At 60.9% G+C, this 25,291-nt stretch carries 26 protein-coding genes and 1 tRNA gene; 10 read left to right on the top strand and 17 right to left on the bottom strand.

Annotated elements, in window-relative coordinates; all coding sequences use genetic code 11:
* Positions 1-98: 98 nt before the first annotated feature.
* A complete protein-coding gene (locus tag OPU96_RS14640) occupies positions 99-242 on the bottom strand; it encodes a hypothetical protein (RefSeq protein WP_192299149.1) in 144 nt (47 codons plus the stop codon).
* 198 nt (positions 243-440) lie between these two features.
* Here OPU96_RS14640 and OPU96_RS14635 point away from each other — a divergent pair, with 198 nt between their 5' ends.
* On the top strand, positions 441-1,745 hold the full coding sequence (locus tag OPU96_RS14635; protein ID WP_226455278.1) for an MFS transporter: 1,305 nt from the start codon (positions 441-443) through the stop codon (positions 1,743-1,745).
* A complete protein-coding gene (locus tag OPU96_RS14630; protein WP_192299382.1) occupies positions 1,745-2,503 on the top strand; it encodes a substrate-binding domain-containing protein in 759 nt (252 codons plus the stop codon). Before OPU96_RS14635 ends, OPU96_RS14630 begins: the two co-directional genes overlap by 1 nt.
* Here the strand turns inward: OPU96_RS14630 and OPU96_RS14625 are convergent.
* Positions 2,495-3,397 carry a LysR family transcriptional regulator gene (locus OPU96_RS14625; RefSeq protein ID WP_226455277.1) on the bottom strand — a complete coding sequence of 301 codons (903 nt, stop codon included), beginning with the start codon at positions 3,395-3,397 and terminating at the stop codon, positions 2,495-2,497. The two genes, OPU96_RS14630 and OPU96_RS14625, sit on opposite strands and share 9 nt — an antisense overlap.
* Before the next feature lie 129 nt (positions 3,398-3,526).
* Here OPU96_RS14625 and OPU96_RS14620 point away from each other — a divergent pair, with 129 nt between their 5' ends.
* The gene (locus OPU96_RS14620) at positions 3,527-4,396 is read left to right on the top strand and encodes an SMP-30/gluconolactonase/LRE family protein (protein ID WP_226455276.1); all 870 of its coding nucleotides are present in this window, start codon (positions 3,527-3,529) and stop codon (positions 4,394-4,396) included.
* A 582-nt stretch (positions 4,397-4,978) separates the two neighbouring features.
* Positions 4,979-6,205: an MFS transporter gene (locus tag OPU96_RS14615; protein WP_192299152.1), complete on the top strand. Its 1,227-nt coding sequence runs from the start codon at positions 4,979-4,981 to the stop codon at positions 6,203-6,205.
* Between the two features lie 380 nt (positions 6,206-6,585).
* Here OPU96_RS14615 and OPU96_RS14610 read toward each other — a convergent pair.
* The 5 genes from OPU96_RS14610 to dapA form a co-directional block, all read right to left on the bottom strand.
* Positions 6,586-6,675: transfer RNA gene (locus OPU96_RS14610), tRNA-Ser, on the bottom strand.
* Positions 6,676-6,759: 84 nt separating this feature from the next.
* Positions 6,760-7,473 carry a phosphoribosylaminoimidazolesuccinocarboxamide synthase gene (gene purC / locus OPU96_RS14605; protein ID WP_003172493.1) on the bottom strand — a complete coding sequence of 238 codons (714 nt, stop codon included), beginning with the start codon at positions 7,471-7,473 and terminating at the stop codon, positions 6,760-6,762.
* 27 nt (positions 7,474-7,500) lie between these two features.
* The gene (locus OPU96_RS14600) at positions 7,501-8,259 is read right to left on the bottom strand and encodes an MBL fold metallo-hydrolase (protein WP_192299153.1); all 759 of its coding nucleotides are present in this window, start codon (positions 8,257-8,259) and stop codon (positions 7,501-7,503) included.
* Positions 8,260-8,263: 4 nt separating this feature from the next.
* A complete protein-coding gene (gene bamC, locus OPU96_RS14595) occupies positions 8,264-9,379 on the bottom strand; it encodes an NlpB/DapX family lipoprotein (RefSeq protein WP_192299154.1) in 1,116 nt (371 codons plus the stop codon).
* 17 nt (positions 9,380-9,396) lie between these two features.
* On the bottom strand, positions 9,397-10,275 hold the full coding sequence (gene dapA / locus OPU96_RS14590; protein ID WP_192299155.1) for a 4-hydroxy-tetrahydrodipicolinate synthase: 879 nt from the start codon (positions 10,273-10,275) through the stop codon (positions 9,397-9,399).
* 273 nt (positions 10,276-10,548) lie between these two features.
* Here dapA and OPU96_RS14585 point away from each other — a divergent pair, with 273 nt between their 5' ends.
* Together OPU96_RS14585 and OPU96_RS14580 are read left to right on the top strand one after the other, a co-directional pair.
* Positions 10,549-11,109, top strand: a complete 561-nt coding sequence (locus tag OPU96_RS14585) for a glycine cleavage system transcriptional repressor (RefSeq protein WP_017137336.1) — start codon at positions 10,549-10,551, stop codon at positions 11,107-11,109.
* Positions 11,110-11,119: 10 nt separating this feature from the next.
* The gene (locus tag OPU96_RS14580) at positions 11,120-11,593 is read left to right on the top strand and encodes a peroxiredoxin (RefSeq protein WP_498559279.1); all 474 of its coding nucleotides are present in this window, start codon (positions 11,120-11,122) and stop codon (positions 11,591-11,593) included.
* Between the two features lie 143 nt (positions 11,594-11,736).
* On the opposite strand, the gene OPU96_RS14575 is transcribed toward OPU96_RS14580, so the two are convergent.
* Positions 11,737-12,807: an AI-2E family transporter gene (locus tag OPU96_RS14575; protein WP_192299157.1), complete on the bottom strand. Its 1,071-nt coding sequence runs from the start codon at positions 12,805-12,807 to the stop codon at positions 11,737-11,739.
* Between the two features lie 31 nt (positions 12,808-12,838).
* The gene (locus OPU96_RS14570) at positions 12,839-13,078 is read right to left on the bottom strand and encodes a sulfurtransferase TusA family protein (protein WP_010212198.1); all 240 of its coding nucleotides are present in this window, start codon (positions 13,076-13,078) and stop codon (positions 12,839-12,841) included.
* 95 nt (positions 13,079-13,173) lie between these two features.
* On the opposite strand from OPU96_RS14570, the gene OPU96_RS14565 reads away from it, so the two are divergent.
* Positions 13,174-14,607 (top strand): M48 family metalloprotease, encoded by a 1,434-nt coding sequence (locus tag OPU96_RS14565; RefSeq protein WP_192299158.1) that lies wholly within the window; start codon positions 13,174-13,176, stop codon positions 14,605-14,607.
* Between the two features lie 69 nt (positions 14,608-14,676).
* Here the strand turns inward: OPU96_RS14565 and OPU96_RS14560 are convergent, their stop codons facing one another.
* The 4 genes from OPU96_RS14560 to rpoE all read right to left on the bottom strand — a co-directional run bounded on the left by OPU96_RS14560 (position 14,677) and on the right by rpoE (position 18,528).
* Positions 14,677-16,113, bottom strand: a complete 1,437-nt coding sequence (locus OPU96_RS14560; protein ID WP_192299159.1) for a DegQ family serine endoprotease — start codon at positions 16,111-16,113, stop codon at positions 14,677-14,679.
* Positions 16,114-16,348: 235 nt separating this feature from the next.
* Positions 16,349-17,311: a MucB/RseB C-terminal domain-containing protein gene (locus OPU96_RS14555; RefSeq protein ID WP_498559278.1), complete on the bottom strand. Its 963-nt coding sequence runs from the start codon at positions 17,309-17,311 to the stop codon at positions 16,349-16,351.
* A gap of 15 nt (positions 17,312-17,326) precedes the next feature.
* Positions 17,327-17,914: a sigma-E factor negative regulatory protein gene (locus OPU96_RS14550; RefSeq protein WP_003172479.1), complete on the bottom strand. Its 588-nt coding sequence runs from the start codon at positions 17,912-17,914 to the stop codon at positions 17,327-17,329.
* Between the two features lie 32 nt (positions 17,915-17,946).
* Positions 17,947-18,528 (bottom strand): RNA polymerase sigma factor RpoE/AlgU, encoded by a 582-nt coding sequence (gene rpoE, locus OPU96_RS14545; protein ID WP_003172477.1) that lies wholly within the window; start codon positions 18,526-18,528, stop codon positions 17,947-17,949.
* A gap of 463 nt (positions 18,529-18,991) precedes the next feature.
* Between rpoE and nadB the strand changes: the two genes are divergently transcribed.
* On the top strand, positions 18,992-20,608 hold the full coding sequence (nadB, locus tag OPU96_RS14540) for an L-aspartate oxidase (RefSeq protein ID WP_226455274.1): 1,617 nt from the start codon (positions 18,992-18,994) through the stop codon (positions 20,606-20,608).
* Here nadB and OPU96_RS14535 read toward each other — a convergent pair.
* Positions 20,577-21,026 (bottom strand): hypothetical protein, encoded by a 450-nt coding sequence (locus tag OPU96_RS14535; protein WP_192299166.1) that lies wholly within the window; start codon positions 21,024-21,026, stop codon positions 20,577-20,579. The genes nadB and OPU96_RS14535 overlap by 32 nt on opposite strands.
* Positions 21,010-21,264: an FAD assembly factor SdhE gene (locus OPU96_RS14530; RefSeq protein WP_014717362.1), complete on the bottom strand. Its 255-nt coding sequence runs from the start codon at positions 21,262-21,264 to the stop codon at positions 21,010-21,012. Before OPU96_RS14530 ends, OPU96_RS14535 begins: the two co-directional genes overlap by 17 nt.
* 140 nt (positions 21,265-21,404) lie before the next feature.
* Between OPU96_RS14530 and ygfZ the strand changes: the two genes are divergently transcribed.
* Together ygfZ and OPU96_RS14520 are read left to right on the top strand one after the other, a co-directional pair.
* Entirely contained in the window at positions 21,405-22,346 is a 942-nt protein-coding gene (ygfZ, locus tag OPU96_RS14525; protein WP_226455272.1) for a CAF17-like 4Fe-4S cluster assembly/insertion protein YgfZ, read from the top strand.
* 36 nt (positions 22,347-22,382) lie between these two features.
* A complete protein-coding gene (locus tag OPU96_RS14520) occupies positions 22,383-23,204 on the top strand; it encodes an HDOD domain-containing protein (RefSeq protein WP_226455271.1) in 822 nt (273 codons plus the stop codon).
* Here the strand turns inward: OPU96_RS14520 and OPU96_RS14515 are convergent, their stop codons facing one another.
* Positions 23,205-24,590, bottom strand: coding sequence for a sensor histidine kinase (locus OPU96_RS14515; RefSeq protein ID WP_226455270.1), 1,386 nt, complete (start codon positions 24,588-24,590; stop codon positions 23,205-23,207).
* A complete protein-coding gene (locus OPU96_RS14510) occupies positions 24,583-25,254 on the bottom strand; it encodes a response regulator (RefSeq protein ID WP_010212220.1) in 672 nt (223 codons plus the stop codon). The genes OPU96_RS14515 and OPU96_RS14510 overlap by 8 nt, the downstream gene beginning before the upstream one ends.
* Between the last annotated feature and the right edge of the window lie 37 nt (positions 25,255-25,291).

Below are 25,291 nucleotides of genomic sequence, written 5' to 3'. Positions count from 1 at the left end.
CCCCCCCCCCCCCCCCCCCCCCCCCCCCCCCCCCCCCCCCCCCCCCCCCCCGCTCCCACACAAGCCCGCTCCCACATTTGATCTTCACCGCCGAGGGATCAGGGTTTTAGCGGACGCTCCTGATCCCGTTCGGAAAGCTCTGTACCGTCGTCTGGATGCTTCCAGGTCTGTGGCTTTTCTTCCTCACGTCGCCGGGGTTGCTCACCCTGTGGCACTTCCCGTGGTTTCTGTTTGTCAGTCATGTCCATCTCCGGTCCTTAAAAATGGGTCGCACCTTCAAGCATAGAACAGCGTCGGCATTTGCGGCGGGGCCGGCCATTGACAACCAACGCGCATCAATCCATCCAAATTTGTCACTTTTCATTTCTAAATGTGTCAGCCACTATTCTAGGTCTTAAGCGAAACAAGCACTTTTAAAAGAACGCTGGAGACACAAAACCATGACTAGTCCGACCCGGCCCGACGCTGCCCACTCTAAAGTTGGCGCGGTATTTCGCGTGACTTCGGGTAACTTCCTTGAACAGTTCGACTTTTTTCTGTTCGGTTTCTACGCCACCTACATTGCTGCCGCGTTCTTCCCCGCCGCTAATGAGTTTGCGTCATTAATGATGACCTTCGCCGTGTTCGGCGCAGGGTTCCTGATGCGTCCGTTGGGCGCGATCATCTTGGGCGCCTACATCGATGACGTCGGCCGCCGCAAAGGGTTGATCGTGACCCTGTCGATCATGGCCAGCGGCACGCTGTTGATCGTGCTGGTGCCGGGTTATCACAGCATTGGCCTCTGGGCGCCGTTGCTGGTGCTGCTGGGGCGCCTGCTGCAAGGCTTCTCGGCCGGCGCAGAGCTGGGCGGTGTGTCGGTGTACCTGGCCGAAATGGCCACCCCGGGCCGCAAAGGCTTCTACACCAGCTGGCAGTCGGGCAGCCAACAGATCTCCATCGTGGTCGCCGCCGCACTCGGTTACGGCCTGAACGTGTGGATGGAGCCCTCCGTGGTCGCCGATTGGGGCTGGCGCATTCCGTTTGCCGTCGGTTGCGTGATCATTCCGTTCATCTTTGTGCTGCGGCGCAACCTGCAGGAAACCGAAGAGTTCGCCAACCGCAAGCATCGCCCGACCATGCGCGAAGTGCTAGCCACCCTGGTGAAGAACTGGAGCGTGGTCATCGGCGGCATGCTGATGGTGGCGATGACCACTACCGCGTTCTACCTGATCACCGTGTACGCGCCGACCTTCGGCAAGACCGTGCTGCAACTGAGCACGTCCGACGCGCTGCTGGTGACCTTGCTGGTGGCCGTGTCGAATTTTGTGTGGCTGCCCATCGGTGGCACCTTGAGCGACCGTTTCGGGCGCAAGCCGGTGCTGATCGCCATGACGACGCTGACCGTTCTCACGGCTTACCCAGCACTGTCCTACGTGGTGAACGCCCCCAGCTTTGCCCATATGCTGGAAACCCTGCTGTGGTTCTCCTTCCTGTATGGCATGTACAACGGCGCAATGATCCCGGCCCTCACCGAGATCATGCCGGTGGAAGTGCGCGTGGCCGGTTTCTCCCTGGCCTATAGCCTGGCAACCGCGATCTTCGGCGGTTTCACCCCGGCGATCTCCACCTGGTTCATCCACATCACTGAGGACAAGGCTTCGCCGGCCTACTGGATGATGTTCGCCGCAGCCTGCGCGCTGTGCTCGACCCTGGCCCTGTATCGCCGCGCCAACAGTCGCGGCCAGGTGATGCAGGGGGCGGCATGATGAAGCCGCTGCTCAATACCCTGACGGCCCTGGCCCTCGGCGCGCTGGCGCTGGCGGCCCAGGCCGAGGAGCTCAAGGTGATGACCTCCGGAGGTTTCACCGCTGCCTATAAACTACTGGGCCCACAATACGCCCAGCAGAGCGGCGACACCCTGGACACCATTCTCGGCCCGTCGATGGGCAAGGCGCCGGAAGCGATTCCCAACCGCCTGGCCCGTGGCGAACACGCGGACGTGGTGATCATGGTCGGCTACGCCCTGGATGACCTGATCAAGCAGGGCAAGGTCGACAAGGCCTCCCGCGTGGAACTGGCGGACTCGCGCATCGGCCTGGTGGTGAAGGAAGGCGCGCCCAAACCGGCGATCGGCACCGATGCCGAGCTCAAGGCAGTGCTGAGCAAGGCCAAGTCCGTGGCGTATTCGGACAGTGCCAGCGGTGTGTATGTTGAGAAGGAGTTGTTCCACAAACTCGGCATGCCGGCCAAGGGCAATATGATCGAACGCATCCCGGTGGCCTCGGTGGTCGCGAAGGGGGACTACGAAGTCGGTCTACAGCAGGTCGCGGAATTGTTACCAGTGCCAGGGGTGACTTACGTCGGAAAAATCCCGGAGGACGTGCAGTCTGTGACGCGTTTTGCGGCGGGTATTCCCGTCAATGCCGAACACCCGGCGCAGGCCAAGGCGCTGCTGCAATTCCTCGCCTCGCCCGCAGCGCAACCGGTGGTGCAATCCACCGGCCTGGACTCGGTGTCACGCTGACCGAAACGGCATCTCCCGCACCAATCGCTCCAACTCCAGCGCCGCCGGCGGCAACGTCCGTCCGCGGCGCTTGATCAAGCCCACGTTGCGCATCACCTGCGGTTCCACCAACGGCACGCTGACCAGCAGCGGGTGTTCGTTTGCCGGCATGGCAATCGAAGGCACCATCGCCACCCCCAACCCCGCCTCTACCAGCCCGATCATCGTGGTCACGTGGTGCGTCTCGCAGATGCTCGGCTTTTTCACCCGCACGCCTCGCAGCGCCTGATCCAGCAGGGAGCGGTTGCCTGAAGTTTTATCCACGGTGATGTAGTCATGTTCGTAGGCCTCGGCCCAAGGCACGCTCTCACGCCCGGCCAACGGATGATCACGGCGACACGCCAGCACATAGCGCTCCTGCAGCAGCAACTCGAACTCCACTTCATCAGCCAGGCTGCCGCTGAAACTCACGCCAAAGTCCGCCTCGCCACTTTCCACGGCGTTGCACACTTCACCGGCGCTCGCGTCCAGCACGCGCAGGCGAATTTTCGGATACAGCTTGTGGAATTCGGAGATCACGTGGGGCATGAAGTAATACGCGGTCGACGGAACGCAGGCGATGGTGACATTGCCCATGCGCGTGGAAGCAACGTTGCTGATGCCCATCAGCGCGATGTCGAGGTCGTCGAGCATGCGCTCCACCTGCGGCAGGAAAGCGCGGCCGACCATGGTCAGGCTGACCCGCCGTGTGGTGCGCTCGAACAGCTTGACGTCGAGGGCGGACTCGAGCTTTTCGATACGTCGGCTGAGCGCCGGCTGCGAGATCCGGATCGCCTCGGCAGCGCCGCGAAAGCTGCCCTTGTCTACCACGGCGCGGAAGGCTTGGAGGTCGTTGAGGTCGAAGTTGATGATCACGAAGAAGGGCCAATGAGGTCGATTTGTCGGCCATTATCGTACGAATGCAGCGGCAACAGGCCTGCGCGCATTTAAAAAACCCCCTCACCTGCGTAGTCTGCATGCCGAATCCTATCGACCGAGCGATCAATGACCTCCCGATTCCATAACAAAAACCCATTGCGTCTCTGGCGACTCGGGGCGTGCCTCGTCGGCGCTCCGGTTATCGCCGCCCTCGGTTTCTTCGCCTGGCAGAGCTTCTACCCCGTGAGTGCGGCGAGCGGTTGGAGCGTTCAGGTGGTACACCGCGATGTGGCGAAAGCGGCATCGCTGATGCCGTTGCCGAACGGCTCACTGATGGTCAGCCAGGAACTCGACAAGGGTCAGGGCAGCATCGTGCGCATCCACCCCGACGGATCGCGCGAGGTGGTGGTGGCCAACCTGTCAAAACCCGACGGCATTGTGCCAACCCGCGGCGGCTGGGTGTTCAGCCAGGAGTCCGCCGACCTGCCCGTCAGTTTCTACAAGGACGGCGTGGTCACCGAACTGTTCAAGGGTGACAGCGTGCAAGGCGTGTGGGTTGAGGGCGACGACCTCTACGCCATCGAAGATCGCAAGCCGGCCGGGCGCCTGCTGCGTTACCGCTGGAGCGACCAGTCTCTGACCGTGTTGCGCGACCAGGTGCAGGAAGGCGAAGCCATCGTGCGCTGCACGGACGGCCGCCTGCTCTACAACGAGAAGAAAAAGGGCGTGGTGCGCGAGCTGACCGCCGACGGCAGTGACCCGGTGGTGCTGGGCAATTTGAACCAGCCGACCTTCCTGATGTGCGACGAGCGCGGGCTGTGGATCAATGAAGATGCCACGCACCGGGCGCGATTGCTGCTGATTGATAAGCAGGGGCGCCAGCAGACCATTCTGTCGTTCCTCAAAGCCCCGCAGTCGATTGTGCCTACCGGGCGCGGGACTTATCTGGTGGCCGAGGGCGGGAGAAACCGCGTGCTGGAGCTGACGCCTGAGTAACATCTCCCGCGACGTAGATCACGGCCGCTGAAATCGCGATACCCGCGAACGACAATACTGAGAACGTCGAAAACTCCCCCCGAGTCGGTTTGAAATGGAAAAAACTCTAATCGCCTGCGTGCTGATCACTTGCCTGACCGGCTGTGTCGGTGCGCAACTTTCACTTCCCGAGCCAAAAAACGCAGCCGCTCCAGATCAGCGGGAATCATCCACGAAAGAAACCGAACGCCAATGGTGCGGCATGACGCTTTGGGTTGGGTTGCCACTGCCGCTGCAACTTCCCGTTTGCCAGTCACGCCCTCCTCCGTCCTACCTATACGCATGCGGCCCTTTCATGTTCCTGGGACCGATCATGCACAGCTACGAAGGTAATGCCTTGTGTGGAAAGTTTCTTTGAGAGCCATCGGCATACACGCACGCGGGGCACACCCCGGTGCCTGCCAGACGCTTCGCATCGATAGCACTGATGATTACTATCGAAACGAGCGCCTGCTCGATATTCGCAACCGATTCCTATAATCCCCTCCCTGACTCCCTCCCCTCGCCTGGCTTCAGGCGACATTCACCTCGGAACCCACCATCATGCCAAGCGCCAGCCAGGCCCCTAGCGGCCTTCCCGAACATAATCAGCAAAGCGTCAAACAGCAGTGGCTGGCCATTCTCTCAGTGGCCGTTGGCGCCTTCGCCCTGGTGACCAGCGAGTTTCTCCCGGTAGGCGTACTCAACGACGTCGCCAGCGACTTGGGTATCAGTGCCGGGCATGCCGGGCTGATGGTAACCCTGCCCGGCATCATGGCCGCCCTCGCCGCGCCTTTGCTGTCGGTGTTCATTGGCGCCATGGACCGTCGCTACCTGCTGATCAGCCTGACGCTGATCATGATCATCGCCAACTCGGTCGTGGCCTTTGCCAGCGACTTCAACCTGCTGCTGTTCGGTCGCGTACTGCTGGGCATCAGCATTGGCGGGTTCTGGGCCACAGCCATCGCCCTCAGCGGCCGCCTGGCGCCCAAAGGCGTGGGCGTGGCGAAGGCCACCTCGATCATCATGATGGGCGTCACACTGGCCACCGTGTTGGGCGTGCCCGTAGGCACCTGGCTCAGCGGCTTGATGGGCTGGCGCATGACTTTTCTGGTGACTGCACTGGTTGGCGTGCCGGTGTTGCTGGCGCAGGTCTTCCTGCTCCCACGGCTGACTCCGGAAAAAGCCATCCGCGTGAGTGACCTGCCGGCCTTGTTTATCAACCCACAAGCCCGGGTCGGATTGATCGCCGTATTGCTGATCGGTCTGGCGCACTTTGCCGCCTATACCTACGTCGCCCCTTTCTTCAAACAGAGTGCCGGTTTCGATGGGCCGACGATCGGCTCGCTGCTACTGCTCTATGGCGTGGCCGGCGTGCTAGGCAACATCTTTGCCGGTTTCGCCGCCAACCGCAGCGTGCGCAACACCCTGCTGCTGGTCGCACTGATGATCGGCACCAGCACCGCCCTGTTCCCCCATTTCGCCACTGGCATGACCGGCGCAGCGATGCTGATTGCACTCTGGGGCTTCGCCTTCGGCGCCTTCCCGGCCTGCGCCAGCATCTGGATGTTTGTCGTGGCACCCAAGGACGTCGAACGCGGCATGCCGCTCTTCGTCGCCTTGTTCCAGGTGATCATCGCCCTGGGCTCGTTCTTCGGCGGACGGATCGTCGATCAGATGGGCAGCTCGGTGTTGTTGAGCCTGGCCACGGCGTTGGTCGGGGCGGGTTTTGTGACGGTGCTGGTGCTGGGTCGCAAAGTGAGCAATAGCCTGGTGGCTCAACCGGCCTAAGCGGAAAGTCGTTGACTAAAAAGCCTGCTGAGCATTGAGCCCAGCAGGCTTTTTTGTTTCAGGTGAGCATCATGACGGCCAATCTTCGTCATGCCTCCTCACACAATGGAGCGTTTGCCCCCACGCCTCTGAACTAGCCTTGGAAGGTCGCCGACGTGGCGACTGGCTGACAAGGAGCTTATATGCCAACGAGGTATCGGGATGCGGTCACGGGGGAGTACGTGACAGAAAGTGAGGCGAAAAAAAGACCAAGGGAGACGGTGAAGGAGACGGATAAAAAGCCTGCGTCAAAGCCGAAGGATTTGAGTAGTACAGCGGAGTAATGAAATCCGAAAACAAAAAAGCCCCGTAGACTTTTGTCTACGGGGCTTTTATTTGTATGGCGGAGAGATAGGGATTCGAACCCTAGGTACCGGTGAAGGTACAACGGATTTCGAATCCGTCCCATTCGGCCACTCTGGCATCTCTCCAACGGCGCGCATCATAACAGCGTGGTTCAGGAAAGCAAAGCTCGAAGCGAGATTTTTTTCCGTGCTATCAGATGCTTGCGTCGATTAAAGCGGTACGCCAAGACGATTGGCGACTTCTTCGTAGGCTTCGATAACGTCACCGAGGCCCTGGCGGAAGCGGTCTTTGTCCATCTTCTTCTTGGTGTCCTTGTCCCACAGGCGGCAGCCGTCCGGGCTGAATTCGTCGCCCAGGACGATGGAACCGTCGTGGAACACACCGAATTCGAGCTTGAAGTCCACCAGCAGCAGGCCGGCGTCGTCGAACAGCTTGCTCAGCACGTCGTTGACCTTGAGGGACAACTCCTTCATGCGCGCCAGTTGTTCAGCGGTGCCCCAGCCGAACGCCACGACGTGGGATTCGTTGATGAACGGGTCGCCCTTGGCGTCGTCCTTCAGGAACAGCTCGAACGTGTAAGGGTTGAGCTTGAGGCCCTCTTCCACGCCCAGGCGCTTGACCAGGCTGCCGGCAGCGTAGTTACGCACGACGCATTCGACCGGGATCATGTCGAGCTTCTTGACCAGGCACTCGTTGTCGCCCAGCAGTTTGTCGAATTGGGTCGGAATGCCGGCCTCTTCGAGCTTCTGCATGATGAAGGCGTTGAACTTGTTGTTCACCATGCCTTTGCGATCAAGTTGTTCGATGCGCTTGCCGTCGAACGCCGAGGTGTCGTTGCGAAACAGCAGGATCAGGCGGTTGGCGTCGTCGGTCTTGTACACCGACTTGGCTTTGCCGCGGTAGAGTTCTTCACGTTTTTCCATGATGGGCTCCGCTTTGAGTGAGGTGGGCTAGGCGATGTGTCGCCAGTCGAGCCCTGAATCTTGATCGGCCAATTGCAGCCAGTCCGGGTCGCACCCGAGGGTGTCGACAAAACATTGCCGGGCAAGCGTCGGCAGGTTGTTCTTGCTGCTCAAGTGGGCCAGGACCAGGTGTTGCAGGTCTTGCCAGCCCAACTCATACACCAGGTATGCCGCCTGGTGGTTGTTCAAATGTCCCAGTTCGCCGCCGACCCGCTGCTTGAGAAAGTACGGGTAATGACCACGAGCCAGCAGGTCCCGACAGTGGTTGGCCTCGATCATCAACGCATCGAGGTCGCGGTAGCCGTCCAGCACCTTGGAGCAGTAGGACCCCAGGTCAGTGAGCACGCCGAAACGCCGCTCACCGCCACTGAAGACATACTGCGTCGGTTCCTGGGCGTCATGTGCGACGGCAATCACATCAATGCTCAACGCACCGATCTGCAGTTGCTCGCCACCGGCCAGGAAACCTCTAGGCTCGATAGGTTTGCGCATCCCGCGCAGGGTGCCGCGACTGAGGTACACCGGAAGATTGTAGCGCCGAGACAGCAAACCCACGCCATGCACGTGGTCGGCATGTTCGTGGGTTACCAGAATCGCGCTCAGCTGCGCGGGGTGTACCCCCAGGCGCAGCAGGCGCCGCTCGGTTTCTTTTAACGAGAAACCACAATCCACCAGCACATACGTGTCGTCATGTGCGACCAGCGTGCCGTTCCCTTGGCTACCGCTGCCGAGAACGGCAAAACGCATCGGATCAGCCCAGGTTGTCCTGAATCACGCCCAACACTTTGCGCGCTGTTTCAGCCGGCGCAACGGTGTTGATGTTCTTCTCGACGGTGACTTGCACGCTTTCGCCAACCTTGCTCAAACGAACCTGGTAACGCTCGGCGCGGGTCTCGATTTCTTCCTTGGTCGGTTTGCTGCCGAACAGCTTGCCGAAGAAACCTGGCTCGTCGTCTTTACGCTCGGCTTTTTCAGCCACGTTGATGTAGTACAGGCCCAGGCTGCGGTTGATGTCTTCAACACGCCAAGGGCCCTGCTCCAGGGCGCGACCAACACTGGCCCACGCACGGTCGAGGTCTTCGCCGAGGTTCAGCACTACGTTGCCGCTGCCGTCCTCGGTGAGGCTGACACGGCTCGGAGTATCGTAATCACGTGCGGCGAGCAGGGAGACCGAACCGCCCTTCTCGGAAATACGGCTCATGCTGGCCAGCATTTCGTCGACCAGTGCCGAATCAACACCGGTGTTGACCGAACGGTTGGTGAAATCAACGTTGGCGGTGCTGCCGGCAGGACGCTCGGCGCTGACCACATAGACTTCACTGGTATTACGCTGTACACCCGGCTCGATGCGCACACGCACACGGGTTTCGCTGTCGGAGGCTACGCCACCGGCCTGCAGGCGCTTGGCCATGGTGGCGGACAGTTCGTTGCCCTGCTGCCATGCCGTGGTGAATTCACCGGTCTGTGGACGCTGCTGGTCGATACGGAAACCGTTGTCCTGGAAGAACTGCACTGCCACTGGCCAGACTTCGGCGGGTGGACGCTGAGCAACGATCCAACGCGAATCACCGCTCTTCTGCAGGCTGTAGTCGCTGGCATCGGCCACGGCCGAGATCGGCTGTGGACGTGGCACGACGTACTCACCCTTGGTGGTGTCGTCGGCGACGTTGCGCGGGATCGGCAGCAACGGGTCAAGGCGCTTGGCGACGTTGACGTCCGGTGGCAGTTGCATCGGTTTGGTTGCTTGTGCTTCCAGGTAATCGCTGCCGCGGTCACGGAAGTAGCCTTCCGGGCCCCAGATCCAACCGCAGCCACTGGTGCTGGAGATAATCAAGGCAAGTGCGGAAAGTCCGGCCAATCGCTTCATGCGTAGTGCTTCCTCAATTAAACCAGGACGCCGGACTGGCGCAGGGCCTGTCGCAGCGGTTCATGACAGGCTTCGCTCAGACGGGTGAGCGGCAGACGGATACCGTCCGGCATCATGCCCATTTCAGTCAGCGCCCACTTCACGGGAATAGGGTTGGATTCGATAAACAGTGTCTTGTTGAGCGGCATCAGCTTCTCGTGGATCGCGCGGGCGGTCACGGCGTCACCGGCGATGGCGGCGGCGCACATTTCGCTCATGGCACGCGGGGCCACGTTGGCGGTCACGGAGATGTTGCCTTTGCCGCCCAGCAGCATCAGTTCGACAGCGGTGGCGTCGTCACCGGAATACACCAGGAAATCGCTGCTCACGCCGGCCAGGATGTCCTTGGCGCGTTGCAGGTCGCCGGTGGCTTCCTTGATACCGATGATGTTCGGTACGGTGGACAGGCGGATCACCGTCTCGGCCTTCATATCACACGCGGTACGACCCGGTACGTTATAGAGGATCTGCGGGATGTCGACCGCTTCGGCAATGGCGCGGAAATGCTGGTACAGGCCTTCCTGGGTCGGCTTGTTGTAGTACGGCGTCACCAGCAGGCAGGCATCGGCGCCGGCCTTCTTGGCGTTTTTGGTCAGCTCGATCGCTTCGCGCGTCGAGTTGGCGCCCGTACCGGCGATCACGGCAATGCGGCCCGCCACACGCTTGACCACGAATTCGATGACCTGGATGTGTTCTTCCACATCGAGGGTGGCCGACTCACCTGTGGTGCCGACCGCCACAATGGCGTTGGTGCCTTCTTGCAGGTGGAAGTCCACCAGTTTGCCCAGGCTGTCCCAGTCGAGATGACCTTGTGCATCCATGGGTGTGACCAGTGCCACCATACTGCCCGCAATCATGCAACCGCTCCTGCCGGAAAAAGAGAGCCGTAATGGTACTGGCGCCAAGATGCTTGCACAAGCAAAGTACCGCCTGAGGATGCGTTCTGGCGCAACTAAACGACAGGCAATGCCATCATTGGGCCAAAGGCTGCCTCCAAGCGCGTCGAAATCCGGCCGTTCACGTAATGAAAACGCCACCTCCTAGCCCTTGGCGACGGTTTTCGCTACCCTTCATCCTTTGATCGATACAGCCCACGCGGTATCGACCGCTCATCGCTTTAGGAAGGCTGCATGTCCACCCCCACAGTTCGCGAACAATTCCTTGTTATCAGTGCCCTCGGCGCCAACCCCATGGAGCTGACCAACGTCCTGTGCCGCGCCAGCCATGAGAACCGCTGCGCCGTCGTGACCTCCCGCCTGACCCGCCACGGCGAGTGCAGCGCGCTGGTCCTGCAGATTTCCGGCTCCTGGGACGCCCTGGCGCGCCTGGAAACCGGCCTGCCCGGCCTGGCCAAGAAACACAACTTCACCGTCAACGTGGTGCGCAGCGCCGCCCTGGAAAACCGTCCGCAGGCCTTGCCCTATGTGGCGTATGTCAGCTCGGCGTACCGTTCGGACATCGTCAACGAGCTGTGCCAGTTCTTTATCGACCACAACGTCGAGCTGGAGAACCTGACCTGCGACACCTACCAGGCGCCACAAACCGGCGGCACCATGCTCAACGCCACGTTTACCGTGACCTTGCCGGCTGGTGTACAGATCAGCTGGTTGCGCGACCAGTTCCTGGACTTCGCCGATGCCCTGAACCTCGACGCATTGATCGAGCCATGGCGCCCACAGAACCCTATGTAAGGAACGCCCCATGCCGGTTGTCATCGACACACCCGTAGCCGATTTCGAAGCTCAGGCCACCAGCGGCCAGACCTTCAGCCTCGCCGCCCTCAAGGGCAAGCAAGTGGTGATCTACTTCTACCCCAAGGACAGCACCCCCGGCTGCACCACCGAAGGCCAAGGGTTCCGTGACCACTACGCAGCGTTCAAGGCGGCCAACACCGAAGTGTTCGGGGTGTCGCGCGACAGCGTGAAGTCCCACGAGAACTTCAAGGCCAAGCAGGAATTCCCCTTCGAGCTGATCAGCGACAAGGACGAAACGGTCTGCCAGCTGTTTGATGTGATCAAGCTGAAGAAGCTGTATGGCAAGGAATACCTGGGCGTGGATCGCAGCACGTTCCTTATCGACAAGGATGGCGTACTGCGCCAGGAATGGCGTGGAGTGAAGGTGCCTGGGCATGTGGATGCCGTGTTGGCCGCAGCACAATCCTTGAACAAAGCATGACTGTAGTGAGCGGGCTTGCCCCGCGCTGGGTGGCGAAGCCGCCCCAAATCCAGGCACCGCGGTCTTCCTGAAACACCGCGGCGTACCGTTTAGGGCGGCTTCGCCACCCAGCGCGGGGCAAGCCCGCTCACTACAGCAGCCCGTTACAACAGTGGCGCTACCACGGGTTCTTGCCGAGGCCAGGCATCCAGCACCGCCTTGAACAGCGTCGCCAGGGGAATCGCAAAAAACACTCCCCAGAATCCCCACAACCCGCCGAACAACAGCACCGCGCAGATGATCGCCACCGGGTGCAGGTTGACCGCCTCCGAAAACAGCAGCGGCACAAGCACGTTGCCATCCAGGGTCTGGATGATCCCGTAGACCGCCATCAGGTAGATGAACTGATCACTCCACCCCCATTGGAACAGCGCGATCAGCGTCACCGGCACCGTCACCACCACGGCGCCGACATAAGGGACAACCACCGAGACCCCCACCAACAATGCCAGCAGCGCCGCGTAGTTCAGGTCCAGGGCGATAAAGGCGATGTAGGTCACGCCGCCGCAAATAATGATCTCGATGACCTTGCCACGGATGTAATTGGCGATCTGTCGGTTCATCTCCTCGGCCACCCGCGTGATCAGCGCCCGCTCGCGCGGCAGATAACCGCGCACCCAGCGGCCGATCATGGCGCGGTCCTTGAGGAAGAAAAACACCAGGATCGGCACAAGAACCAGGTAGATCATGATGTTGACCAACAACGGCAAGCTGGACAGGGAAAACGTCAGCGCCCACTGGCCGAACTTTCCGATCTCGCCGCGCGCCACTTCGATGGCCTGCAACACCTGCTCGTCCGACACCAGATGGGGATAACGCTCCGGCAACAGCAGCAACAACGACTGCCATTTGGCAAGCATGCCCGGCAGCTCGTTGAACAGGGTGATCAACTGATGCCACAGCAACGGCAACACCACCACGATAAACAGCACCAGCAGCCCCATGAACAAGGCAAATACCAACCCCACCGCCACACCGCCCGGCAAGCGCAACCGCTCAAGGGTTGTGACCAGACCCTGCATCAGGTAGGCCAGCACCATCCCCGCCAGGACCGGCGCCAGCATGCCACCCAAAGTGAGCACCGCCGTAAAGGCCAGGAACAGCAGGACGGCCAGCACTACCGCTTCCTCATCGGAGAAGTAGCGCTGAATCCAGTCTCGTAACACTTTGAACATCAATAGACCTCAGGTGGTGGGGGCGAACGGTTCAGGCCTTGCGCAACCAGTAACGGTACACACCGGCGGCGTCCTCTTCGTGCAGCAGGGTGTGACCCGCCAGTTTGGCAAACGTCCGGAAATCACGCTGGGAGCCTGCATCCGTGGCGATTACCTTGAGCACCGCGCCGCTGGCCAATCGATTGAGCTCCAGCTTGGCCTTGAGCAAAGGCAGCGGGCAATTGAGGCCGCTGGCATCGAGTTCGGCATCAAAGGCTACAGCGTCGGTCATGGTTTTACTCCGGGCACGGGTTTGAGCTGCTTAGAATATCTGGTCCGAAGCTCAGTGTCCGGCTACAGTAAGCTCTTTGTCGAAAGGCTCTGTGCATGACTTTTTTGCGCCCCACCCTGCTGACGCTGGCTTGCCTGCTGGCCTCCCCAGGCTTCGCTGACGACCTGCCGTCACTTGGCGACGCCAGTTCTGCCATTGTCTCGCCACAACAGGAATACCAGCTGGGCCGTGCCTGGCTGGCCTACTTGCGGGGCCAGGTCTCGCAACTGAATGATCCGCAACTCAAGGATTATGTCGAAACCAGCGTGTACAAACTGGTGGAGACCAGCCAGGTCAATGACCGGCGCCTGGAGTTCATCCTGATCAACAGCCCGCAACTCAACGCCTTTGCCGCACCTGGCGGGATCGTCGGGGTCAACGGCGGCCTGTTCCTCAATGCGCAGACCGAGGGCGAATACGCCTCGGTACTGGCCCACGAATTGGCTCACCTGTCCCAACGCCACTTCGCACGCGGCGTGGAAGCGCAGCAGCGCATGCAGATCCCGATGATGGCCGCCCTGCTCGGCGGCATCATTGCCGCTGCCGCAGGTGCAGGTGACGCCGGCATTGCCGCGATTGCCGGCACCCAGGCCGCTGCCATCCAGGAACAGCGCCGCTTCTCGCGCCAGAACGAGCAAGAAGCCGATCGCATCGGCATCCTCAACCTGGAAAAAGCCGGTTACGACCCGCGCTCCATGCCGACCATGTTCGAACGCCTGATGCGCCAATACCGCTTCGACGCCAAGCCACCGGAATTCTTGCTGACGCACCCGGTGACCGAATCGCGGATCGCCGACACCCGCAACCGCGCCGAGCAAGCCAAATCCGGCGGCAAGGAAGACAGCCTGCGCTATCAACTGATTCGCGCACGGGTGCAGTTGCAATACGAAGACACACCTGGTCTTGCGGCCAAGCGTTTCCAGGCGCAATTGGACGAGAACCCGAAAAACGATGTGGCGCGTTATGGCTTGGCCATCGCGCAGATCAAAGGCTCCCAGTTCAAGGAAGCGCGGGAGAACCTCGCCCCCTTGCTGGCCAAGGCGCCCAACGACATCACCTACAACCTGGCTCAAGTCCAACTGGACATCGACAACAACCGCCTGCCGGATGCGCAACAGCGTACGGATCGGATGCTCACGCAATATCCCGGCAACTATCCGTTGAATCAGGTGCGCGTGGACCTTCTGCTGAAACAGAACCGTACCGCCGATGCAGAGAAAGCCTTGGACGGTTTGCTCAAGTCCCGCCCCGACGATCCCGATGTTTGGTATCAGGTCGCCGAAACGCGCGGCTTGTCTGGCAACATCATTGGCCTGCACCAGGCACGCGCCGAGTACTTTGCGCTGGTGGGCGACTTCCAGCAGGCCATCCAGCAGTTGGACTTCGCCAAGCGCAGGGCGGGCAGCAATTTCCCGTTATCGTCACGCATCGATGCGCGCCAGCGTGAACTGATCGAACAGGAACGCCTGGTGAAGGGGATGATGAGCTAACCCCCCATCGCCCACAAAAAAGCCCCGCCCTCGTCAACCGAGGGCGGGGCTTTTTATTGAGCTAGCGGATTATTCGGCCAGCTTGAAGGTAATGAAGCTGGCACGCCCCTGGCGCAACACACGCATGGACACCGAACGATTCTTCGGCAACGCCTTGGCGATGTCGGTGAATTGCTTGGTGGTTTCAATGGCCTGGTTGTTCAGGTGAGTAATGACGTCGCCCGGTTGCAGGCCGATCAGTGCCGCAGGACCGTCCTGCACTTCCTTGATCACCACGCCGCTCTTGAGGTCGAAGCTTTTCTTCTGCTCGTCGGTCATCTCGACCACAGCAATACCCAGGCGGTTGCTGCTGCGCTCGGCACCAGGCTTGGCGTTGCCCAGGGCATCGAGGGTGGCGCCCTCTTCGGGGATGGCACCGACGGTCAGTTCAACGGTCTGGCGCTTGCCTTCACGAATCACTTCCAGCTTGGCCTTGGCGCCAGCCTTGAGCGCGCCGACCAGATGTGGCAGGTCGGCCGACATGACAATTGGCTGGCCATTCATGCTCAGAATCACGTCGCCGACTTGCAGGCCGCCCTTGGCTGCCGGGCCACCGTCCTGAATCTGCGCGACCAGGGCACCGGCCGGCTTGTCGAGGCCGAAGGACTCAGCCAGATCCTTGTTCACTTCCTGGATCACCACGCCCAACCAGCCACGGCTGACCTTGCCACCGCTCTTGAGCTGATTGGAAACGTCCATGGCCACGTCGATCGGGATGGCGAACGATACGCCCATGAAACCACCGGAACGGGTGTAGATCTGCGAGTTGATCCCCACCACTTCGCCGGCCAGGTTGAACAGCGGACCACCGGAGTTGCCCGGGTTGATCGGCACGTCGGTCTGGATGAACGGCACATAGTTCTCGTTCGGCAGGCTACGCCCAATGGCGCTGACGATGCCTTGGGTCACGGTGTGGTCAAAGCCGAACGGCGAACCGATGGCGACAACCCACTGCCCGGCTTTCAAGTCCTGGGATTTACCCAGCTTGAGAACCGGCAGGTCCTTGCCATCGATCTTCAGCAAGGCCACGTCGGAGCGCGGGTCAGTACCCACCAGCTTGGCTTTCAGCTCACTGCGATCCGCCAGGCGCACGAGGATCTCGTCGGCATCGGCAATCACGTGGTTGTTGGTGAGGATGTAACCATCCGGCGAGATGATGAAGCCCGAGCCCAGGGACTGCGCCTCACGCTGGCCACCGCCACCGCGGGGCGAACGCTGTTGCGGCATGCCGCGCTCGAAGAACTCGCGCAGCATCGGCGGCAGGCCTTCCAGGTCCGGCATCTGCTGATTGGAGACTTTGCGGTCCGGCAGTTTCTGCGTGGTACTGATGTTCACCACCGCAGGCGAGGCCTGCTCAACCAGTTGGGTGAAGTCAGGCAACTCGGCCGCTTGCGCAGGCAAGGCCTGACCCAGCACCAATACCGTGGCGACTATGGATAGATAAGACTTCAAACGTGGTATCGACATACAGCTCCCGTTACGACGAGCAGGGTTGAGCGACAGGGTTCAAGAAACGCCGAAAACTGCGACCGACATTTTTGTTCCGCGAACAAAGCAAGGCCAGAGCCGACAAGCCCTGACCTATAAAAAACATGGGGGATTTTTGCAAGTGAAAATGCTGATCCATTCATTTCATGCTCTCGGCAACCGACCCGGCATGGGCTTAACATTGAAAGCTCAGGATGAACATAGGATTAACAACTCACGGCTGGGCGGCGGTCTTTTTTTCGCCGCGCACCGACAGTGCGATGCGTTCAGCAGTACCGATCGGAATTTCGCCGACAACCGTCACCATCATCTCTCCGTCCACCGTGTTCAGGCGCCGCGAGACGGCGACTGTAGGCCCCAATTGGGTGCGGGTTTCAGTGACGCTTGCATCGTTGATCGGCTCAAGAAATACCGAGAAGCGCGCCAGCCCGTCTTCATACATCAGGCTATCGACCGTTGCTTTCGTCTGGGTATCGGTGCGCGCTGCGCTATTGGTCAGTTGAAACCCCGGCGGCAACCATTCCATATGCCAGTTCTCGGTGGTCGGGACTTGCGGCGCGCTAGCGCCAGCTGCGGCGATAGGCGTGCATTCGCTGCTGGGTTGCAAATCACGATCACCCGGCACGGTCGACGTATTTAAACGCGTGAACTGAAAACGCTCCAGCAACTGCCCCTGGTCATTGAGCAGCAGGGACTTGAGTGGCAAGGCGGTATCACGGTCCAGGTGCAGCTCGAAGCCGTAACGATATTGGTCACGGGGCGTGATCGAGACGATCACTGCATTACGACCGGCCACGCGGGACTTGCCGATGACGGCCAGCTCATAGAATTCATTGAGTCTTTGCGGATCAAGCGCACGTGACGGTGCATCACGCGAATTTCCAAGGCCTGCGACAAGGGTGCCGCTGACACACTGAGTACGGCCGTCCAACCGCACGACTTCCTGGGCAGAGCCATCGAGCTGCAAGAGCCGCTCACGGACCTGGCCATCCTGGACACGATGCCAGATGTCATGGGTGGAAAAACTGCCGTTACGCTCGTAGACGAACGTACCTTGAAAGCTTTGCTGCTGCTCTGCACGCCCAAGTCGAGTCAGCCAGTCTTGGGCTTCATCGGCGTGGGCGGGGAGTGCAAACCAACTGCTGAGCAAAAGCGTAAGGAGCGGTATGGCGCGCATAGAGCTCCTTACGAATCAGCGGTTTTCCAGGCTTGCGGCGCGAGCATAAGGCAGCGCGCTTTCAGTGCCTTTCAGAGCCGATTCCTGTGCGTGTTGGCGCAGGTAGCCTGGAAGACGCTGGTCCTGCCAGCCGGATTGGCCTTGCAGTACACCATTGGCCATCGGGCCGGTGGTGTCAGAGCTTTCCTTGTAACCGGCCAATACCGCTGGGCCTTTGACTTGCGGACCGGCCATGACCGGCTGCTGGGTCTGCTGAGCCAGTTCGGCACCGGCGATTTCGTCCTGGTTGTACAGGCGAACACCCGCCAGCACTGCAACAGTCACCGAGGCAGCGACTGCCAGGCGACCCAGGCTACGCCATGGACCACGAGCAGCTTTTGCCGGAACGGCTTCATCAGCCAGAGCGGCAGAAACGGCCGCAGCAATATCCAGACGAGGGATTAGAAGATCCTTGTGCATCACCGCCCGAGCGACTTGGTAACGAGACCAGGTATCACGGGTTTCGGCGTCATCAAATGCGTTGAGCACTCGACGAAGTTCCAGTTCATCCGCTTCGTTATCCATCACTGCGGACAGCGATTCCTGCAGGGCATCACGACTCATGGCGGTTCCTCTCTTGGCTGTCGCCGCTGTCTTTAGTTCTCTTGCAACAACGGTTGCAAGGCTTTATCGATGGCTTCCCGGGCCCGGAAAATCCGTGACCTTACAGTCCCCACCGGACACTGCATGACGCTCGCAATGTCTTCGTAACTCAGACCATCGAATTCACGTAAAGTTAACGCCGTACGCAAATCTTCTGGCAGTTGCTGAATGGTGCGATGAACGGTGCCTTCGATCTCGTCGCGCAGCAATGCACGCTCCGGCGACTCGAGATCTTTGAGGCCGTGATCACCATCGTAAAATTCAGCATCTTCTGAACTAACATCACTATCCGGTGGGCGGCGTCCGCGAGAGACCAGATAGTTCTTCGCCGTGTTGATGGCGATGCGGTACAGCCACGTGTAAAACGCACTGTCGCCGCGGAAATTGCCTAGTGCACGGTACGCCTTGATAAAGGCTTCCTGTGCAACGTCCTGCGCTTCATGGGTGTCGTGCACAAACCGCACGATCAACCCGAGAATTTTGTGCTGGTATTTCAGCACTAGCAGATCAAAAGCTCGCTTGTCGCCGCGTTGAACGCGCTCGACCAGCTGCTGATCCTCTTCCTGGGTTAGCATGAACACTCCTCGTTGTACTTGAAGGAGGCTTGCATAACTAAACGATCAGGCTTGCAAACATAGACTCGGTCTTTTCGCAAAAGTTCTCCCCCTTCAAGCAAGTTTCCGGCACGCACTGATTTGGCACACACGAAAAACGCAGCACGGGCAACGCCGGCTGCGCGAATAATCTTGTCGCCGGTTTTCTGACGCGTCCAATGCTCCCGACGGGCCAATAAACTCAACGTTTTCCCAGCTTTCGGGCAACCTGCTATTGAGTCGAGGCTTATGCAAAAAGTTCCCGCTTCAATAACCAGCTGATTCTACCCGAGCCGTGCACCGTAATCTCACATTGCCACGAATGCCCGGCTATTGTGCCGCTCCCCCCCTCTATATACTAGTAGCCCGTGTGTCCCTTTGATTCGCCGATCCAGGCGTCCTGTCTGCGCCTGCCCCTTGGATCGCTTTTTGCGGAATCCTTCTAATGAGCCAACAGTTTCAACACGATGTCCTGGTGATCGGTAGCGGCGCGGCCGGCTTGAGTCTGGCGCTGACCCTCCCCAGCCATCTGCGCATTGCGGTCCTGAGCAAGGGCGACCTGGCCAACGGCTCGACATTCTGGGCCCAGGGCGGCGTCGCTGCCGTGCTGGATGACACCGACACGGTGCAATCCCACGTCGAAGACACCCTCAACGCCGGCGGCGGCCTGTGTCATGAAGACGCGGTGCGCTTCACCGTGGAGCACAGCCGCGAGGCGATCCAATGGCTGATCGACCAGGGCGTGCCGTTCACCCGCGATGAACACGCGGGCAGCGATGACGGCGGTTTCGAATTCCACCTGACCCGCGAAGGCGGCCACAGCCACCGTCGCATCATCCACGCCGCCGACGCCACCGGCGCCGCGATCTTCAAGACCCTGCTCGACCAAGCCCGCCAGCGCCCCAACATCGAATTGCTGGAGCAACGCGTCGCCGTCGACCTGATCACCGAAAAACGCCTGGGCCTGGAAGGCGATCGCTGCCTCGGCGCCTACGTGCTCAACCGTGGCAGCGGCGAAGTCGACACCTACGGTGCGCGCTTCACCATTCTCGCTTCGGGCGGCGCGGCCAAGGTCTACCTCTACACCAGCAACCCTGACGGTGCCTGCGGCGACGGCATCGCCATGGCCTGGCGTTCGGGCTGTCGGGTGGCGAACCTGGAATTCAACCAGTTCCACCCCACCTGCCTGTACCACCCGCAGGCCAAGAGTTTCCTGATCACCGAAGCCCTGCGCGGCGAAGGTGCACACCTGAAACTGCCGAACGGCGAACGCTTCATGCAACGCTTCGACCCGCGCGCCGAACTGGCCCCACGGGACATCGTCGCCCGCGCCATCGACCATGAAATGAAGCGCCTGGGTATCGACTGCGTGTACCTGGACATCAGCCACAAACCCGAAGCTTTCATCAAGACCCACTTCCCCACCGTCTATGAACGCTGCCTGGCCTTCAACATCGACATCACCAAAGGCCCGATCCCGGTCGTCCCGGCCGCGCACTACACCTGCGGCGGCGTAATGGTCGACCAAAATGGCCGCACCGACGTGCCCGGCCTGTACGCGATTGGCGAAACCAGCTTCACCGGCCTGCACGGCGCCAATCGCATGGCCAGCAACTCGCTGCTCGAATGCTTCGTCTACGCCCGCTCGGCGGCGGCGGACATCCTCGAACAACTGCCACGCATCCCCGTGCCGGATGCCCTGCCCCGCTGGGACGCAAGCCAGGTCACCGATTCGGACGAAGACGTGATCATCGCCCACAACTGGGACGAGCTGCGGCGCTTCATGTGGGACTACGTAGGGATCGTGCGTACCAACAAGCGCCTGCAACGCGCGCAGCACCGGGTCCGGCTGTTGCTGGATGAGATCGACGAGTTCTACAGCAACTACAAAGTCAGCCGCGACCTGATCGAGTTGCGCAACCTGGCCCAAGTCGCGGAGCTGATGATCCGCTCAGCCATGGAACGCAAGGAAAGCCGCGGCCTGCACTACACCCTCGACTACCCCGAGATGCTGCCCGAAGCCCGCGACACTATCCTGGTGCCAACCACCTACGGCGACTGAACTTCAAGCGCACCCGCAGGCGCCGATGCACATCGGCTGCCTGCGAATCACCCGGCACACAGATCGAACGCACCCACCACTGCCCCGGCACGCGATAGCGCAGCACCACGATCAGCGGCAACGCCAGGCTGTCGGGGCGCAACTGCACGCTATGCCAACCCCGCTCGGCGCTGAACAGGTGCCAACCGTCTGCGTCGCGGCGCAGGCCACGAATCGACGAACGGTGAGTCAGCAGGATATGACGCGGCAAGACCCAGGCGGCATGCGCCAGGCACACCAACAGACCAAGGCTGGAATAGGACAGATCAAGCAACAAAAGCGCACCCAGTGCGAACAGCTGGGCAAGGAGATACGCCGCCAGCAACAGCCGTGAGGCCTGCCAGCGGCATTCAAAGGCGTGATTACTTGGGCTGGACACGATCCAGAATCATCCGAACCATGCGCTGCAGCTCCGGATCTTCAGATTCGGCGCGCTCCATGAACCAGCCGAACATGTCCTGATCTTCGCACGTCAACAGCCGCACATAGAGGTCGCGGTCCACTTGATTGAGCGTCGCGTAAACCTCTTTGGTAAAAGGCACCAACAACACGTCCAATTCCAGCATGCCACGACGGCTGTGCCAGTAGAGGCGATTGATTTCAACATCTTCGACCATGGAACGCTCCTCAAATAGGCGACAAGTATACAGGCCCGGCCGCACCCGAACAGTCGGCTTTGGTCGCCCCATACGGAAACTATCCATTTGCCGGGCGCCCCTCTATGATGCACCCATGACTTTTTGACCTGCGATGACCCATGGCTGACTCCGCTTTCTTCTGCCCCCTGTCCCACGAAGGCGTTCTCGCCGTCCGCGGCTCCGACGCTGCCAAGTTCCTGCAAGGGCAACTGACCTGCAACCTCAACTACCTGAGCGATACCCAGGCCAGCCTCGGCGCGCGCTGCACGCAAAAAGGGCGCATGCAATCGAGCTTTCGCATCCTGCTGCAAGGTGACGGCGTGTTGCTGGCCATGGCCACCGAGCTGCTGGAGCCGCAACTGGCCGACTTGAAGAAATACGCCGTCTTCTCCAAATCCAAACTCACCGACGAAAGCGCCGCCTGGGTGCGTTTCGGCCTGATGGGTGCGGATCCGGCACTGGCCGCCCTCGGCCTTGAACTGCCAGCCGAGACCGACAGCGTTGCACGCACCGAGCACTTGATCGCCATTCGGGTTTCGCCCGAGCGCGCCGAGCTCTGGGTGCCCGTCGAGCACGCCGACACCGTGCGCGCCCAATTGGCTGCGCAAGCGCAAGAAACCGACCTGAACGAATGGCTGCTGGGCCAGATCCGCGCCGGCATCGGCCAGGTCATGGCGCAAACCCGCGAACTGTTCATCCCGCAGATGCTCAACCTGCAAGCCATCGGCGGCGTCAGCTTCAAGAAAGGCTGCTACACCGGTCAGGAAATCGTCGCGCGCATGCAGTACCTGGGCAAACTCAAACGCCGCCTGTACCGTTTGCGCCTGGATACGCCTGAAACACCCGAGCCAGGCACCCCGCTGTTTTCGCCCAGCCATAACAGCTCGATCGGCGAAGTGGTGATTGCAGCAAAAGCTGACCAGACGATTGAACTTCTGGCCGTATTGCAAGCCGAAGCTGCCGATAGTGGCGATGTGCATCTAGGCAGCCTTGAAGGCCCCGCCCTGCACCTGCTTGACCTGCCGTACACACTCGACCGCGATCGAGAGATCCAGCGTTAATCGCCGTACCTTTTGGCAACACCCTAGAGATTCTGAATGAACAAGCTGGCGGAAAAAGTCCAACAGGCTTTGATTACGGCCATCGGCAACGATGATCTGGTTCTGCCGACATTACCCGAAGTGGCGCTGCAAATTCGCCAGGCCGCTGAAGACCCGGAAATCAGCATCAGCCACTTGAGCAAAGTGATCGGGCGCGACACCGCGCTGTCGGCGCGCCTGATCAAAGTGGTCAACAGCCCGCTGTTGCGTGCGACCCAGGAAGTCACCGACCTGCACACCGCCATCACCCGGCTGGGCACCAACTACAGCAGCAACCTGGCCATCGGCCTGGTGATGGAACAGATCTTCCACGCCCGCTCCGAAACGGTCGAACAAAAGATGCGTGATGTCTGGCGCCGCAGCCTCGAAGTGGCAGGCGTCAGCTATGCATTGTGCCGCAGCCACAGCCAGCTCAAGCCGGACCAGGCAGCCCTTGGCGGCCTGGTGCATCAGATCGGTGTGCTGCCGATCCTGACCTACGCCGAAGACCACTACGAACTGCTATCGGACCCGATCGCCCTCAACCACGTGATCGACAGCATCCACCCACTGCTCGGCGACAAGCTGCTGCACGGCTGGGATTTCCCGGAGATGCTGGCCAGCCTGCCGGGGCAATACCTGAACCTTGAACGTGACTCCGCCAGCCTCGACTACATCGATCTGGTGCAAATCGCCATGCTGTATTGCCATCGCGGCACCGACCACCCCTTGGCGGATGTGGTGGTTTCCACACTCCCCGCGCTCAAGAAGCTGCGCGTCGATCCGTACAGCGAAGCCCTGCGCGTCGAGCTGGATGAAGCACGCTCGATGTTCTACTGATCAACCGGCGATAAAGCTCACCCGCACCTTCAATCCCGCCAGTTCGCCATCGTGCAGGCTGATCTGCGCCAGGTGCGCGCGGCAGATCTCGCCGACAATCGCCAGCCCCAGGCCAGAGCCCAAGCCCTGCTGGCTACGGCGGTAGAAGCGCTCGAAGACCCGGTCGCGCTCATCCAGCGGGATGCCCGGGCCATCGTCCTCCACTTCCAGCACCGCCGGCGCCGTGACCCGCAAGATCACATTGCCACCCGGTGGTGTATGGGCCAGGGCGTTGTCCACCAGGTTGCTCAACAACTCGTTCAACAGCGTCGGCTCGCCGCGCAGCCACACCGGCTCATCGGCCTCCAACGCCAACGCCACACCGCGTGCATGGGCCAGCGGCGCCATGGCCATGCCCAGCTCCCGGGCCAATTGGCTGAGATCGAGCAGTTGCGCACCACCCTCGGCAATCGCCCGTGCACCGTTTTCGATACGCGCCAACGACAACAGCTGATTAGCCAGATGGGTCAGGCGATCCGTGCCCTGGGCCGCGCTTTCCAGGGTGCTGCGCCAGGTCGATGGGTCTTCGGCACGCAGGCCCAACTCCAAGCGCGCCTTGAGCGCCGCCAGCGGTGTGCGCAGCTCATGGGCCGCGTCGGCAATAAACTGTGCCTGGCGCTCGAACTGGCCACGCAGGCGTTCGGTGAAGTGATTGAGCGAACGCACCAACGGGCCGAATTCATGCTGCACTTCCACCAACGGCAGCGGCCGCAGGTCATCGGGTTGGCGCTCTTCCACGGCGGTGCGCAAACGCTCCAGCGGGCGCAACGCGGCGCTCACGGCAAACCACACCAACAGCAAGGCACCGACGGCAAGCATGCCCAAACGCAGCAAGGTATCAGCCATCAGGCTGCGCGCCATGCTCACACGGGCTTCGTCGGTCTCGGCCACGCGGATCTCCGCCATGCCGTTCATGTTTGGCTCGGAGACCGCCTTGAGCAGGCTCACCACACGCACCGGCTGGCCCAGGTAGGTGGCGTCGTAGAACCGCGCCAATGCTGGGTAATCATCGGTGCGCGGCGTGCCGGGTGGCGGGCCGGGAAGGTTTTCGTAGCCGGAAATCAGCTTCTGATCAATATCATTGACCTGATAGTAAATACGCCCGGCGCTGTCGTAGGCAAACGTGTCCAAGGCCACATACGGCACGTTGGCACTGAGGGTGCCGTCGACCTGGGTCAGGCCGGCGGCGATGGTCCGTGCCGAGGCGAGCAAGGTGCGGTCGTAGGCGGTGTCGGCGGCCTCGCGCCCGTTCCAGTAGGCACTCATGCCGCTGGCGAGCATCAACAACACCAGCAACAGCGCCAGGTTCCACAACAGGCGCCAGCGCAAACTGCTGGGTTTATGCATCGCGCGCTTCCAGCAGGTAACCGAGGCCACGAAAGGTCACGATGGCGATGGGCTGGCCATCGAGTTTTTTGCGCAGACGGTGCACGTAGATTTCGATGGCATCGGGGCTGGCTTCTTCGTCCAGGCCGAACACCTGGGACGCCAGCTGCTCTTTACTCATGACCCGCCCCGGACGTGCAATCAGCGCCTCAAGCACCGCCTGCTCGCGGGACGTCAACGTCATCAGTTCGCCACCCACCGTAAAGCGCCGGGTATCCAGGTCATAGACCAACACACCACACGCCTGCTGGCGCTCGCCGCCCAACACACTGCGCCGCAGCAACGCCTTGACCCGCGCTTCCAGTTCCGTCAGTTCAAAAGGCTTGGCCAGGTAATCGTCGGCGCCGAGGTTCAGGCCGTGCACGCGGTCCTTCACATCACTGCGCGCGGTCAGCATCAACACCGGCAGGTTTTTCCCACGCGCCCGCAAGCGTGCGAGCACCTCGAAACCGTCCATGCGCGGCAGCCCCACATCGAGGATCGCCGCCGCGTATTCCTCGCTGCTCAAGGCCAGGTCCGCGGCCACGCCATCGTGCAACACGTCGACGGTCAACCCCGTGCTCTTGAGCGCCTGGGCAACACTTTCGGCGAGTTGCAGGTGGTCTTCAACCAACAGGACACGCATGGATTTGTACCTCGTTCAGGGGTGGTCGACGCCACGC

It is taken from the genome of Pseudomonas sp. RP-B7 (assembly GCF_059803535.1).
Note: the sequence above shows the minus strand (reverse complement) of the source record. Positions and strands in the feature narration are given on the sequence as shown.